At 37.8% G+C, this 13,493-nt stretch carries 14 protein-coding genes and 1 pseudogene; 10 read left to right on the top strand and 5 right to left on the bottom strand.

Going from position 1 to position 13,493, the window contains the following annotated elements; genetic code table 11:
- Positions 1–167 (top strand): annotated as a pseudogene (locus A9J31_RS15585) (IS5/IS1182 family transposase); the annotation flags it as partial.
- Positions 168–843: 676 nt separating this feature from the next.
- Positions 844–1,056, top strand: coding sequence for a hypothetical protein (locus A9J31_RS08525; RefSeq protein ID WP_067764106.1), 213 nt, complete (start codon positions 844–846; stop codon positions 1,054–1,056).
- A 60-nt stretch (positions 1,057–1,116) separates the two neighbouring features.
- On the opposite strand, the gene A9J31_RS08520 is transcribed toward A9J31_RS08525, so the two are convergent.
- The 4 genes from A9J31_RS08520 to A9J31_RS08505 form a co-directional block, all read right to left on the bottom strand.
- Positions 1,117–1,410 (bottom strand): hypothetical protein, encoded by a 294-nt coding sequence (locus A9J31_RS08520; protein WP_067764104.1) that lies wholly within the window; start codon positions 1,408–1,410, stop codon positions 1,117–1,119.
- A gap of 154 nt (positions 1,411–1,564) precedes the next feature.
- Positions 1,565–1,921, bottom strand: coding sequence for a hypothetical protein (locus A9J31_RS08515; protein WP_067764101.1), 357 nt, complete (start codon positions 1,919–1,921; stop codon positions 1,565–1,567).
- A gap of 392 nt (positions 1,922–2,313) precedes the next feature.
- Positions 2,314–2,871, bottom strand: a complete 558-nt coding sequence (locus A9J31_RS08510) for a hypothetical protein (protein ID WP_067764098.1) — start codon at positions 2,869–2,871, stop codon at positions 2,314–2,316.
- A gap of 87 nt (positions 2,872–2,958) precedes the next feature.
- On the bottom strand, positions 2,959–3,657 hold the full coding sequence (locus A9J31_RS08505) for a putative quorum-sensing-regulated virulence factor (protein WP_067764169.1): 699 nt from the start codon (positions 3,655–3,657) through the stop codon (positions 2,959–2,961).
- Between the two features lie 733 nt (positions 3,658–4,390).
- On the opposite strand from A9J31_RS08505, the gene A9J31_RS08500 reads away from it, so the two are divergent.
- The 5 genes from A9J31_RS08500 (at position 4,391) to A9J31_RS08480 (ending at position 9,637) form a co-directional block, all read left to right on the top strand.
- Positions 4,391–5,650, top strand: coding sequence for an alpha/beta hydrolase (locus A9J31_RS08500; protein WP_067764095.1), 1,260 nt, complete (start codon positions 4,391–4,393; stop codon positions 5,648–5,650).
- A 154-nt stretch (positions 5,651–5,804) separates the two neighbouring features.
- Positions 5,805–7,061 carry a serine hydroxymethyltransferase gene (gene glyA, locus A9J31_RS08495; protein WP_067764092.1) on the top strand — a complete coding sequence of 419 codons (1,257 nt, stop codon included), beginning with the start codon at positions 5,805–5,807 and terminating at the stop codon, positions 7,059–7,061.
- Between the two features lie 162 nt (positions 7,062–7,223).
- A complete protein-coding gene (gene rnk, locus A9J31_RS08490) occupies positions 7,224–7,628 on the top strand; it encodes a nucleoside diphosphate kinase regulator (protein WP_067764089.1) in 405 nt (134 codons plus the stop codon).
- 231 nt (positions 7,629–7,859) lie between these two features.
- The gene (locus A9J31_RS08485; protein ID WP_067764084.1) at positions 7,860–8,822 is read left to right on the top strand and encodes a TauD/TfdA dioxygenase family protein; all 963 of its coding nucleotides are present in this window, start codon (positions 7,860–7,862) and stop codon (positions 8,820–8,822) included.
- A gap of 113 nt (positions 8,823–8,935) precedes the next feature.
- Entirely contained in the window at positions 8,936–9,637 is a 702-nt protein-coding gene (locus tag A9J31_RS08480) for a Crp/Fnr family transcriptional regulator (RefSeq protein ID WP_067764080.1), read from the top strand.
- Positions 9,638–9,693: 56 nt separating this feature from the next.
- On the opposite strand, the gene A9J31_RS08475 is transcribed toward A9J31_RS08480, so the two are convergent.
- A complete protein-coding gene (locus A9J31_RS08475) occupies positions 9,694–10,182 on the bottom strand; it encodes a TIGR00645 family protein (protein ID WP_067764077.1) in 489 nt (162 codons plus the stop codon).
- Between the two features lie 341 nt (positions 10,183–10,523).
- Between A9J31_RS08475 and A9J31_RS08470 the strand changes: the two genes are divergently transcribed.
- From A9J31_RS08470 to A9J31_RS08460, 3 genes are read left to right on the top strand one after another with little or no spacing between them, the layout of a single operon-like run.
- A complete protein-coding gene (locus A9J31_RS08470; protein ID WP_067764074.1) occupies positions 10,524–11,315 on the top strand; it encodes a tellurium resistance protein in 792 nt (263 codons plus the stop codon).
- A 16-nt stretch (positions 11,316–11,331) separates the two neighbouring features.
- On the top strand, positions 11,332–12,468 hold the full coding sequence (locus A9J31_RS08465; protein ID WP_067764071.1) for a toxic anion resistance protein: 1,137 nt from the start codon (positions 11,332–11,334) through the stop codon (positions 12,466–12,468).
- Between the two features lie 38 nt (positions 12,469–12,506).
- The gene (locus A9J31_RS08460; protein ID WP_067764068.1) at positions 12,507–13,427 is read left to right on the top strand and encodes a hypothetical protein; all 921 of its coding nucleotides are present in this window, start codon (positions 12,507–12,509) and stop codon (positions 13,425–13,427) included.
- Positions 13,428–13,493 lie beyond the last annotated feature (66 nt).

Raw genomic sequence — 13,493 nt, 5'->3', positions numbered from 1 at the left:
ATCATCGGCGAAGTTTGGTTGAAACTAAGATGCATTGCATCAAATTATTAGGAGATAAACTCAGTGCAAGGAGTTTTGATAGCCAAGTGAATGAGATCCATGCACGTGTAGCAGTTCTTAACAGATTTACGGAATTAGGTCGACCACTTACCCAAGTTACGCCTTAAATTTGGCTCAATTAGGGGCGCTTTGCATTTCAAATCTTTGTGCAACAAAGCCCGTGTGAACGCATTTTAAAAGCACGGAAAGAACGCGGTATTTTCCCAGGCTAAGAGATAGATTGAGCAGATTAATGTTTTTATTCAGCTAAACTTTAAACCAGATTTAGCAATGTTGTTTTGAAAACATGGACTTAAGTTTGGCAGTTGAAGTTTTAATTAACGTTCATTTGAACCGAACATATTTTCTGCTTATTCAAAGATCAATGCAATTGTATTTTATTTGATCAATTGTTTTGAAGTGTTAGCAAGACTTGGCAAGATACTAGAAAGTGCTATATTTAAATCACGGTAGGTCATAAAACGACGCTACCAATAAGTTGGACGGATCAATGACAGCTCGTTGAGTTTCGTAATATTTTAAACTTAAGATATTGCAGACAAGAAATCAGCACTAGCCTTCCAACATAGAGCCCGCAGAGATGCGGGCTTTTTAATGCCTTAAATTTATGTATTGGTGGTTTTTTGTCAAACAATATAAATATGGTTAGTCTATCTATTTGATATATAATTACTAATGTAAATTAACTTTACATTGCCAAGAAATCTAACATTTTAAAAGCAGAATTTGCTTAATGGTGTGGTATAAAAAATTCAATTATTAAAAGAAGTAGAGTATATAGCAATGAAACAGATGATCGATGTGAAAGTGAAAGATCAATTTAGCCAAGTTTATAATGCGCAAGCGATGGTACGTGGAAAGGATGCTGATGATTCACGTGCAATATTTCATCGTATTGAACATATTGTTGTTGCTGGTGAAATTATATTGCCAAGTATTGAATTACTATTTGAAAGCCAAAATTCGGAAAATATTTATCGCTTACTCGAAGCCTAATCAATAATGGAAAGAAAAAAACTCACATTGTTGTGAGTTTTTTCATGCCTAAAATCTAGTCTAGTCCGTTTTTGCTTTTTTAAATTGATTTAATACATAGGACAAAAGCTGATAGCGAATCATAGGGTTGCTTTTAGCGAGCTCAACATCTTCACTACGAATAACAATAGATTGGGTGAGTATGCCACCTACATAACGATCAACTACTTTGTGATCCTTTGATAAATCATCCTCACTCAGTACAAGTTTTGGGCCAAGATGCATGCGGCCAATTGCCTCAATACATTCTTCTAAACTGTTATATAAGTTAAAGATGATGAGGGCCTGGTCATTAGAATAATTCGCTAAATTCATTTTTATTATCCATATTGAAAATTATTATGCAGCGCTATGATAAAGGATAACGCTGCACAATTTCTGTATGAAATATTTTTCAATTAATCTAAGACAATAAAAAAGTGTATAAGTATTTGAGTTATATCGCTTCAAATTTTTTAGTTGGATAAAATTAACGTGGCTGAAGTTTCAGTATGACATCATAACGATCAAATTCAGAAATGATCGTTTGAATAACCATCTGTGATTCTTCTGCCTGAGCAGGGAAAATGACTTCTTGATTGGTTTGACTGTTGAAGCATTCAACTTGTTCAATCAGCCAAATATTTTCTTCGGCTGTATTATGAATAACCACTTTTCGGGGTTGTAATTCATCACTGATTTGACGTGGCATGACGTTAGTTATAGCTAATTGAACATCGGGCATGGCTTCACGTGGGCTTAGAAAGGTAAAAATCCAATTGCCGACTTTGCTAAGTTGCATTGGGTTATCAAAAGAATCAAATTCTAAACCGTACTGTTGTGTCATATGAAAGCTCGAGTTTATTCAACTAAACAACGCATTCTTGCGATATTCGGCAGCCCAAGGACATTAGGAGAAAGTCTTATACTTTATAGGGAATGGCAGCATGGTTTATGTATTTTTAATGCAAGATATTGAATTTAATAAAAATGTATATTTTATTGTTAATCTATCCTTACTTCATTAATTTGTTTTTTGAATCAGAAGTGAGTAATTCGATCTAAATCAGGCGGCAGTTTGTAAATGATTTAGACTGTAATTGACCTGCTGCAAAGCGTGGCGGAGTAATTTGGGTTGAATGTGAGATTCATTCAGCAAAGTTGTCCATTGCATTTGACAGGATTTAAGCTGTGATATCTCTTCAGTATTTTGAATTGAAATCACCAACTTTTTGGCCATCAAACCACAATATTGATGCAGTAAGTTGCACATATAAAGTTGCACATATAAAGTTGTAATGTTTCAAAATCTTGCTCTATAAAAACTAAATTTTCAGAAACTAACTCTTTATGAAAGCTTTTATGATGATCCTCGAAAGTAGGTAAAGACGTACTTTGTTGTGGCTTACGTGACAGGATATTGTGCACGTTTTGATTAGAGTCGAAACTATGATTTAGATTGTGCTTTGATGCTAAGTGACTTGAATTGAGTGCTGGAAAAGCTTCGAGATGATTCTCGGATTGTGCAGTTGTTTGGGTAATATTTGAATCATTTGAAAAGAGGATGGTTTGTTCATCAGATACATGTGCAATATCACCACAGTATTGAATTAAATCCAGTTCCACTAATTGTTGTAACAGTGAGGCTTCAGCAATTCGTTGCTGATGATGTGATTGCATTTGATTAAAGTCGTCCGAACCAATCAACAACAAAAGCCGACGCTGACGAGCATTGAGTGTAATACTACGATCTTTTAAAACTTTAAACCCAAGCTCAGTTTTTTGATAATTAAACATGCCTTAATTCCATTAAGAAAAGAATTAAGGCAAGCCTATTGCTTGAAAATTACAATAAGATGAAGAAATTGTTAAATAATCAAAGTCTTATAAAGTGACTATTGCAGCTTTTTCTAAAGCTTTGCGTAAATAAGGGTCGAGTTCATCTTGACGCATAAGCCACTGAACATAGTCTGAAGGCAGATCAGCAATAGCTGTACCACGATGTTTACCAAAATTGATTGTGCGTGGAATACGTGCATCTTCAGACGCGGCATATAATTCTTCAATGCTGTTTATTTTTAAATGATGCACGATATGCATCAAAATATTAGCCGTTAAAATAATATCCATATCGGCACGGTGCGCTTTACGAATCATTTCACGGGCTTTTTCGCTGCCTTTCGTAATCATATAGATTAAAGCAGAAATATTATGCGCTTCAGCATCGGGCCAAACCAGACGGGAAAGGGCAAGTGTACAAATAGCTTTAATGTTAGTGCTATCGACACCACATTTTTCTAATGCCCGTATATCGTAATCAATATTGTGACCGATGATATATATGGTTTCACTTGGGAGTTCGAAACTGCTGTAGTGGGGTTGACCTACAAGTTCTGATTCTAAAATATGGTGGACAGCCATTGCTGCATAAGAAATGGGTTCATCACAACTATAAAGTTGGTCAAAAATCTTAGACTTATCTAGGGTGATTTTTGCATCAGCAACTTGCACAGGTGCATAGGCAATCTCGATGGGTTGACCATTTAGGGTATGGGTTTCTGTGTCGAGAATAATGGCTTGCATGTCCAGTTCCGCAGTGTTGGATGAATAAAAACGAATGTACATGATCACACACAGGCTGACAAACCAATGCCATGATTATTTGTCGCGAAATTATCAAGATGGCTACGTATTGACTAAATAATCTTCTTTAAATGCGTCTGCTGAAATTACACCTTTAAACAGGTGTAATGGAATTCCATTTTCAATACCGATTTTAAAATTTTATCTGTATCAAGTTATTCCAAAATCACATATGGAATATAGTCGCTATTTAACACAATAAAGCGTTGTTGTTTAATGGTAATCTCATAATTAACAAAGATCTGTTTCAATAGGTTTAAAGACTAGGCGTTTTTATTGCGTGTCAATTGATTGAATTCGCGAATCCATTCACTGGTTGAATGATGATGCCTTGAGTATTTATTTTTGTTGATATGTCTTTGCTGCGGGCAAACTTATATAAATGACTTTTGCAGTTTGCGTATTCGTTTTCATACCAAAGACAAAATAACCTAAGACCAAACCTAGAAGAAAGAAAATTAACATGGCTTACATACATATTCCCCCAAATCTAGATTGTTAGAAAAATGTAAATTTAGAATTTAAAATATAAATTAAATCAGGTGGTTATTAAGATCGAGTTCCTCAAAAATGAATAGAGTGATCAATGGTGATAAAACCACTTGAACGTATTGAAATTCCATGAGATTAATCAATAGGAATGACTTTAAAACAACAAATAGAGGGAACAAGGATGATGAACCAACTTAAGTTAACGGTATTGGTCAGTAGTACACTTTTCTTGGTTGCGTGTGGAGGAAGCGACGGTGATTCGTCATTTATTAGCGATGATGGGATACCAAAAAATAATATAGCTGCACCTGTTGTAAAAACTCAGGTCTATATTGATGCTAATGCCAATGCTAATGCCGTTTTGGATACGGTGAGTGCCAATAAAACATTGATGACTTATAAAATGCTTGGCGTAAATGGTACTGAAACTCAAGCTACAGCTTTACTCTTTACGCCTAAAGGTACCAAACCGACAGGTGGGTGGCCCATTGTGGCGTGGGCGCATGGTACTACAGGTGTTGCTGATGCCTGTGCACCAAGCCAACAAGGCTTAAAAGGTAATGAATATTTTATTTCAAAACTTTTAGCAGCAGGTTATGCGGTAGTTGCCCCTGACTATGAAGGTTTAGGTGAACCGAGTGGTAAAGAGTTACATCCATTCTTAAATTTAAAAAGTGAAGCATTTTCCATTACCGATGCGGTGGTTGCTGCGAGTAAAAACTTAGGTAACACCACTGAAAAACGGTGGTCCGTCGTAGGACATTCACAGGGTGGGCAAGCTGCCTTGGGAGCTGCGCAATATGCTTCACGTGCACAGTTGAGCTATAAGGGCGCAGTGGCTGTAGCACCAGCCTCTAATTTGGCTTTAATTCTCAGTGGAGGTGAACAAAAAGCCGCAGCTGAAACCGATCCGATTAAGAAAATTAATATTCTTGCGCCGCTTGATACCTTTACATCGTTAATTACAGCAGGTTTAAGAAATTCAACACCAACGTTGCAATATAGTGAAGTGTTTGTCCCACCAACAGACCAGCTCGCTGCTCAAGCTGAAAGTGTATGTTATGACGTGTTAGGGCAAACCTTAGGTGGGGCAATGGGTGCTTATGTACAAAAGAATGGAAAATTAGATGGCTACCCACGAACGCAAACTAATTTTATGACCAATATTAAAGTGGTTAAACAATTCTTAGAGCAAGACTCTCAGCCGCTGCTCAAAAAATTGAGTACACCAATTTTCATTTATCAAGGCAGTAATGACACAACAGTACCAAAAGCAGCAACGGATGTATTGATACAGCTAGCCACAAGTAAAGGAACTAAAATTAATTATGTGACGGACACAGACAATGCAATCACGCCAAAATGGGATCATGCGACGGTTTATACCGCGAATTGGGATGAAATTATCTTAGATGTAAAATCTCTTATGCCAATTCAATAATTTGATTTGAACAGAATGCCTATCTTTCGGATGAAGATAGGCATTTTTTATTTAAATTTAGCAAAACTACCCGCTCTCATTTTCAAAACTTCATGCTACAATACGCGCCAATCTTAGCACGGCTTAAAAGCCCTAATTTAATAGGACCTCGCTAATGTTTGCCAATATCTCAATTGCTGAATTTGACCCAGAAATCGCGCAAGCAATCACCAAGGAAGATGCTCGCCAAGAAGCGCACATCGAATTGATTGCTTCTGAAAACTATTGCTCACCAGCAGTAATGGAAGCGCAAGGATCAAAACTCACTAACAAATATGCAGAAGGCTACCCAGGCAAACGCTACTATGGCGGTTGTGAATATGTAGACGTTATTGAACAATTGGCAATTGACCGTGCTAAAGAACTTTTTGGTGCTGATTACGCTAACGTTCAACCACATGCAGGTTCTCAAGCGAACTCTGCTGTTTACCTAGCACTTCTTAACCCTGGCGATACAGTTTTGGGTATGAGCTTAGCGCACGGCGGTCACTTGACTCACGGTGCAAAAGTTAGCTTCTCTGGTAAAACATATAACGCAATTCAGTACGGTTTGAACCCAGAAACTGGTGAAATCGATTACGAAGAAGTTGAACGTTTAGCTGAAGAACACAAGCCACGTATGATCGTTGCTGGTTTCTCTGCTTACAGCCAAATTGTTGACTGGCAGCGTTTCCGTGACATCGCGGACAAAGTTGGCGCTTACCTATTTGTAGATATGGCTCACGTTGCAGGTCTAGTTGCTGCTGGCGTATACCCAAGCCCAGTTCAAATTGCTGACGTAACAACAACAACGACTCATAAAACACTTCGTGGCCCACGTTCAGGTTTAATCCTTGCGAAAGCAAACGAAGAGATTGAGAAAAAATTACAATCAGCTGTATTCCCAGGTAACCAAGGTGGTCCTTTGGTTCACGCTGTAGCTGCTAAAGCAATTTGCTTTAAAGAAGCAATGGCACCTGAATACAAAACTTACCAACAACAAGTGGTTAAGAATGCTAAAGCAATGGCTGAAGTTCTAATCGCTCGTGGTTATGACGTAGTATCTGGTGGTACTGAAAACCACTTGTTCTTATTGTCTTTAATCAAACAAGGCGATATCACTGGTAAAGAAGCTGATGCATGGTTAGGTGCTGCGCACATTACTGTGAACAAAAACTCTGTACCAAATGATCCACGTTCACCATTTGTGACTTCTGGTATCCGTATCGGTACACCAGCTGTGACAACTCGTGGTTTCGGCGAAGCTGAAGTACGTGACCTTGCTGGTTGGATCGCTGATATTCTTGATGCAAAAGGCGATCAAGCAGTGATTGATGCTGTTAAGGCAAAAGTAGAGGTTGTTTGCGCTAAATTCCCTGTTTACGCAAAATAATCTAACTTGAGAAAAGCCCCCTCAAGGGGGCTTTTTTTATATTTGAATGAAAGTAAGTCGTTATCTAATTTTTTATATTTCTGATATAAAAGAATGAGTGATTACAACAAGATCTTCCCATCATTAGCGTTTTTGATGCATAAGCAAAAAGGAATTGGATAGATGAATAAACCGAGTATTATTGTTTCAGAACAAGATCTCCATCGCCTAGAAACCATGTTGGAGCATCAATCAAAATTAACGCCAACAATGGAACATCTCGAAGATGAGCTTGCCCGTGCAGAAGTGGTAGCACCGCAAGATGTACCCACCAATGTGGTCAGCATGAACGCTAAAGTGTTAATTACCATTGCGCCATCGATTGAACCTACAGAAATTACGTTGGTGTATCCGCATGACTTTCGTGGTGATAAAGGGCAGGTGAATGTCCTTGCTCCGGTCGGTGCGGCAATCCTTGGGCTAGCAGAAGGTCAAGAGATTGAATGGCCACAACCCGATGGTCATATTATGAAAGTGAAAATTGAAAGAGTGCTCTATCAACCTGAGCGCGAAGGCGACTATTTATAATTTCCGTTCGCCTGTTTATTTATATATTTCAAAGCCATCAAACTTGATGGCTTTTTTGTTTTAAAGCAAAAACTGTAGGTAAAATTGCTAAGCAAAATAATGAAAAACAATAGCAGTTTAACTCTGAATAACTGTCAACCATTTGACAGTCTGAAAAGGTGTAAGTCGGCATAGTGGAACCAACAACAAATACGTTGCTTTACATTATTTGAAAAGATCAGGTATACCGACATGACACAATTACAAGCGCAAACATATAATCCAAATTATCAATATCAACATATTGAAGTAAAACCTGTAACAGGCCGCATTGGTGCAGAAATCACAGGGATCAAACTTTCGGGTGATTTGAACCAAGACGTCGTCGCAGAGTTCAATCATGCATTATTAAAATATAAAGTAGTCTTTGTTCGTGGGCAGCAGCATTTGACTGACCTTGAGCAAGAAGCCTTTGCACGCTTATTGGGTACGCCATTAAATCATCCAAGTGTTCCGCTTAAAGATGGCACAGCACATACTTTATCTATTGATTCGCGTGGTGGGCGTGCTGACTCGTGGCATACCGACATTACCTTTTTACCGAATTATCCCAAAGCCACCATTTTACGTAATGTAATTGCACCATCAAATGGTGGCGATACGGTCTGGGCAAATACGACCACAGCTTACGAAGATTTAAGCCCTGAATTGCAAAAACTCGCAGAACAGCTACGTGCAGTACATAGTAATAGCTATGATTATGCTAAGCCGAAGGGTGAATATAATGAAGAAGGCCGTCATTTATTCCGTACTGCTGTGGAGATTGAAACAGAGCATCCATTAGTACGTGTACATCCAGAAACTGGGGAAAAGACCTTGGTACTTGGACATTTCTTTAAACGCTTTTCTGGTTATAGTCCAACCCAATCACGTCGATTGTTTGATTTATTTCAAGAGCAAATTGTGCAATGGGAAAATATAGTACGCTGGCGCTGGGCGGAGGGTGATGTGGCAATTTGGGATAACCGTGCCACGCAGCACCGTGCGATTAATGACTATGGTGATGAACTTCGTGTGGCAACGCGTGTCACTATTGAAGGTGATGTCCCTGTAGATGTAAATGGTCAGCCAAGTACTGTTCTAAAAAATGTGACGAACCAAGATATTTCAAACCTACGGTCTGAAGAAGGTCGTATTTATGAAAAAGCATCATAAATATGAACGCTAAATAACAGCACCTAAGTGTATAAACATAGCTAAAAATAATAGTTCTTTCCCTTTAATTCCATGCTTAATATTCAAATATTAGGCATTTTTTTGGGAATCTTGTGATTGACCTACGATTATCAGCAAGACAAAAATTAGAAAATATACTCGCTGACGATCAAGTCTTTCGGGGACTGAGCCTTGCTGCAAAGCAAAATATTTTGCAACACGCTCAATTTAGCCGTCATCATGCGCATCAACAAATTTTGCAGCAACATCAATGCATAAGTGATGTTTATATTTTACTGTCTGGGACTTTGCAAGTCGGATGGTTACAAGCCGATGGCGAGTTGATCGTGAATGATTTTATTCGTATACAATCGGTTTTTAACCTTGTATCGGTATTGCAACAGCAAGCGTTGAATTTTGATTATTTCGCCGCAGAGCATGTTGAATTAGCAATTATACCCAGTGAGCTTTTTTTTCAACTTTTGAAAAATGAACCAGAGGCCATGTGGCATATCATCCAACTGTTGAGTCGTCGCATGTATGCGATGTTTGAACAAAACCGTTATTTGCGTACTGCCAGTCTTACTCAACGAATCGCTAGGCATATTATTAAGTTATATGAACAATATGGATATCAAGCGCAGATTCCGTTTAAGTTAAGTCAGCAAGAATTTGCCGAGTTGTTCAATATATCGCGTCAGACGTTGAATAAACACTTGCAACTTTTTGTGCAACAGCAGATTGTGGATTGGAGCTATAGCCAAATTCGAATTCTAGATTTAGATAAACTCAAACAGATGAGTGTATTGCATTAATTAAATGAAATTAGACAATGAAAAAAGCCATCAAACATAGATGGCTTTTTTGCGTATTAGTGCTTACTGATTTTATTTAGATAGCCCATCATAAAGGCTGAAAAGACGAAAGTCAGATGCATGATGATGTACCACATGATTTTGTCATTTGGGATATTTTTGGCATCCATGAACACCCGAAGTAAGTGGATAGAGGAAATTGCCACAATGGAAGCAGCAACTTTTAGTTTAAGTGAATTGGCGTCCATCGTGCCAAGCCAATTTAGGCGGTCTTTACCTTCCGTAATTTTCAGTTGTGAGACAAAGTTTTCATAACCTGAAAACATCACCATGACAATTAAACCGCCTACCATGGTCATATCCACCAAGGAAAGAATCACTAAAATTAGATCTGCTTCGGTGTATTCCAGTATATGCGGTAACACATGAAATACTTCTTGGAAGAATTTAATTGCTAATAACAGTAGGGCAAAAGATAAGCCAAAATAGACTGGAGCTAAAATCCAGCGGGCTGCATACATTGTATTATGGAAAAAACGTTCCATTCGTCCCTCAAAAATTATGAATATATTGCTGTTGATCATAAAATATTCTGAGTTGGTTTTACGATCATTTTTTATCACAAATTATGCAAAGTCATAGGTTTAACATAATTAGTGCTATTTAATTTAGTAGTTCATTTTTTTCTTAAGTTTGTACTCATCTTTGTAGCGCATCATGTGTATACATTGGAAGTGGTTTAAAATCTTGCGAGCTATCACGTAAACATAAATCTAGGTGCATAGTGAGTTGGCATTTTGAAATTGCTTAATTTTTTGCAAAATACTACAAGACTTTTATGGCAAAACTTGTAGTATAAAAATGATTTTATTGAGTTTAATCTGCTATGTCACAAATTGATGTATTGGTACCTATAAAGGAGATTGCTGTTGACCGTACAGAAGTATTGTCAATTAAGCGCAATGACCTTGTGCCTTTACTCAGCGATCAGTATCGGTTAAATCATTATGCCGATCAGTTGATTCAGGCACAGGCTGTGTTATTGGATGGTGTCGACCCAATGTTGACACAACAACTCAGTCAAACCATTGAACAATTGATTCAAGCTTTGGCCGACTCAAAAAAATACCTGAAAAACCGAAAATTTAATGCCTTGCAAAAGTGGTTAGGCATTGATTTGGAATATGGTTCAGGGCAGGTGGAGTACTATAAAAATCTGGATCAGCTATTAGACCGTGCCAATCATTTGAGTCAAAAGTTACAGTTAGAAATTCAAAAGTCGCAATCTCGATTGAATCAATTACAAGGCTTACGCGAGCAAATGGCGCGCTATATTGTCGCTGCCGAAGAGTTTCTTGTTGAATATCCGCAGTTTGTAAAAAAACAGCATCCACTGGATAATTTTGCAGAGCGATTGTCCAAGAAAATAAATACCTTACAAACCTTACAGGCGAGTAATGATATTGCAATTACACAAATGCAGCTTTCACAGCAATTATCTTTTAGCTTGCTTGACCGTTTTAAAGAAGCGCAACAAGTGTTAATTCCGGCTTGGCAATATCATGTCAAACAAAGTCGGCAAAGCAACTCGACAAGTAGCTTGGAAAAGCTAGATAATAGCCGTGAAAACTTGATTAAAACTTTAAAAAAATCATTAGAGAATTCCTCTAAGTCTTAGAAATATAAGGTGAGTTATGACCGATTTTGATGCCAAGAATTTACCCGTTGAAGCAACAACAGAATTGACTGAACAAAAGTTTCAGCAGCTCAATTTGCAAGAGATTGGCTTGCAAGCTTCTGACTTTAATGAAGTGATTGCTGCTCGTAAAGAATTGGCAGATTTAAGTCATAACAGTGTGGCTGAGTATGGTAAAAATATTGCCACCAAAACATCGACTTATACCGATGAGTTATTAAATCTTGTACAGAACAAAGATCTTGATGCCACAGGGCAAAAACTCAATCAGGTGGTGCAAGTCGCGCAGCAGTTAAATACCAATAGTATTTTAAGCAAGTCTAAAAGTTCAGGTTTTTTTGGCGGCTTGTTGAGTAAATTTAAAGGCGCGAAACAAAGTTTTGATCAACACTTTAACAGCACCAAAGAACAGATCGATAGCTTAGTGAAGGAAATTGAAACTTCACAAAGTGGTTTGAAGGCACGTGTGAATACCTTGGATAAAATGTTTGAAGGTGTTCAAGATGAATATAAACAACTTGGTGTTTATATTGCAGCAGGGAAACTGAAAGAACAGGACATTCAACAGGAAATTGCGACCTTAACTACTCAAGAACAAGATCAAGCGACGACACAAAAAGTCTATGACCTGAATCATTTGGCGAATAATCTAGAAAAACGCATTAGTGACTTGCAGATATTACAGCAGTCAGCGATGCAGACTTTGCCAATGATTCGTATTATTCAATCCAACAATTTAATGTTAGTCGATAAGTTTTATGCGATTAAAAACATTACTTTGCCTGCATGGAAAAACCAAATTAGTTTGGCAATTTCCCTACAAGAACAAAAGAACAGTGTGCAATTGGCCAATAGCATTGATGATGCGACCAATGACCTGTTAAAGCGTAATGCTGACTTGTTGCACCAGAACTCTGTGGATACTGCGAAAGCGAACCAACGTTCCGTGATTGATATTGAAACCCTTGAACATGTTCAAAATACCCTCATTAAAACTGTTAATGATGTGATTCAAATTCAGAAAGAAGGGGTGCAGAAACGTGAAGAAGCAACTACACGTATTCGTGCATTGCAAAATAATCTGAATCATTTAGTAATTGAATCAAGCACCAGTGGTTCCAATCCTTCTTCATAAATATGAGGGAGGTTCATTAGAGCTCAAGGAGAATATATTTGCCTCCCATTGATGAATATGCACTAAACCCGCAGCAACTCAATGCGGGTTTAAAAACCATTAAGCAGCGACAACGTAATTTGGTGCTGTTGTCTTTGACCAGTTTTTCATTATTGATTGTGTCGGTTGTTGGTTTATTTATCCAACAAGATATGGTTTATAGCTTTTTTGGTATAAGCCAAACGGTTCAGCAGTTGCATGTTCCTGTAAGTGCCGGCGAGGTTGCCAGTCATTTAGGTCATCAGTCTGATTATTTTGTTAATTTTCTATCCTTTATGGGCTGGTTATTCTTAAAATTACTTGTGTCTTTTATTGGGGCATTCTTTTTAGTGGGATGCTTAAAGAAATTCCAATTTTTTAGAATCCGCTTTCAATCTTTTGTACTGAAGTTTGTTGGTTGGTTATTGTCTTTTATTCTGCTGTGGTCAGGTTTGACTTATGTGCAGTATGACTTGAAAGATAATGATCAAGCCGCGTATCAAAAATGGGTTCAGTACGATAAAAATATTCAAGACAGTCGTTTAGCGCAAGAACTGAAAGAGGCGGAAGTGGCGACTACAGTTCAGGCTTATTTATATGCTCAAGCGGCTTTGTTACATAAGCCCGTAGATCGTGCGACAGCGATCCCTTATGTGCAGAGTTTAATTAATTCAGAACAGCAAAATCCTGCGAAGTTTCGTGAATATGGATTTCAACCTGAACAGCTCTGGACCATGCAGAATCAGCTTTTTGCCAAGACCATGACACCAATGGCGCAGAGTGTCGAAACTCAGGTTAGTCAAGCCAATATTATTGATAGCGTTGTGCGTTGGATTCTAATTGGACTTATTGCGTTAACATTGGTTTTAAGTAGCATTCTTTATCTTTTGGCGCAGCAATTTAAGTCAAGAATTGCACGTATCGAACAGGGAATAAATTGATTTAATCAACTCTCTGCCATTGGGATTTAAGAAAATGATCTTATAAGAAAGCCCCCAGACTGTATT

The organism is Acinetobacter gandensis (genome assembly GCF_001678755.1).
Classification (GTDB): Bacteria; Pseudomonadota; Gammaproteobacteria; order Pseudomonadales; family Moraxellaceae; genus Acinetobacter; species Acinetobacter gandensis.
The sequence above is the reverse complement of the archived record's forward strand: the minus strand, read 5'-3'. Positions and strand labels throughout refer to the sequence as shown.

Coding starts and splice junctions, on each gene's coding strand:
- rnk (WP_067764089.1), top strand. CDS start 7,224: ATGAATAAACCGAGTATTATTGTTTCAGAACAAGATCTCCATCGCCTA.
- A9J31_RS08505 (WP_067764169.1), bottom strand. CDS start 3,657: ATGCAAGCCATTATTCTCGACACAGAAACCCATACCCTAAATGGTCAA.
- A9J31_RS08525 (WP_067764106.1), top strand. CDS start 844: ATGAAACAGATGATCGATGTGAAAGTGAAAGATCAATTTAGCCAAGTT.
- A9J31_RS08500 (WP_067764095.1), top strand. CDS start 4,391: ATGATGAACCAACTTAAGTTAACGGTATTGGTCAGTAGTACACTTTTC.
- A9J31_RS08475 (WP_067764077.1), bottom strand. CDS start 10,182: ATGGAACGTTTTTTCCATAATACAATGTATGCAGCCCGCTGGATTTTA.
- A9J31_RS08515 (WP_067764101.1), bottom strand. CDS start 1,921: ATGACACAACAGTACGGTTTAGAATTTGATTCTTTTGATAACCCAATG.
- glyA (WP_067764092.1), top strand. CDS start 5,805: ATGTTTGCCAATATCTCAATTGCTGAATTTGACCCAGAAATCGCGCAA.
- A9J31_RS08470 (WP_067764074.1), top strand. CDS start 10,524: ATGTCACAAATTGATGTATTGGTACCTATAAAGGAGATTGCTGTTGAC.
- A9J31_RS08520 (WP_067764104.1), bottom strand. CDS start 1,410: ATGAATTTAGCGAATTATTCTAATGACCAGGCCCTCATCATCTTTAAC.
- A9J31_RS08485 (WP_067764084.1), top strand. CDS start 7,860: ATGACACAATTACAAGCGCAAACATATAATCCAAATTATCAATATCAA.
- A9J31_RS08465 (WP_067764071.1), top strand. CDS start 11,332: ATGACCGATTTTGATGCCAAGAATTTACCCGTTGAAGCAACAACAGAA.
- A9J31_RS08510 (WP_067764098.1), bottom strand. CDS start 2,871: ATGTTTAATTATCAAAAAACTGAGCTTGGGTTTAAAGTTTTAAAAGAT.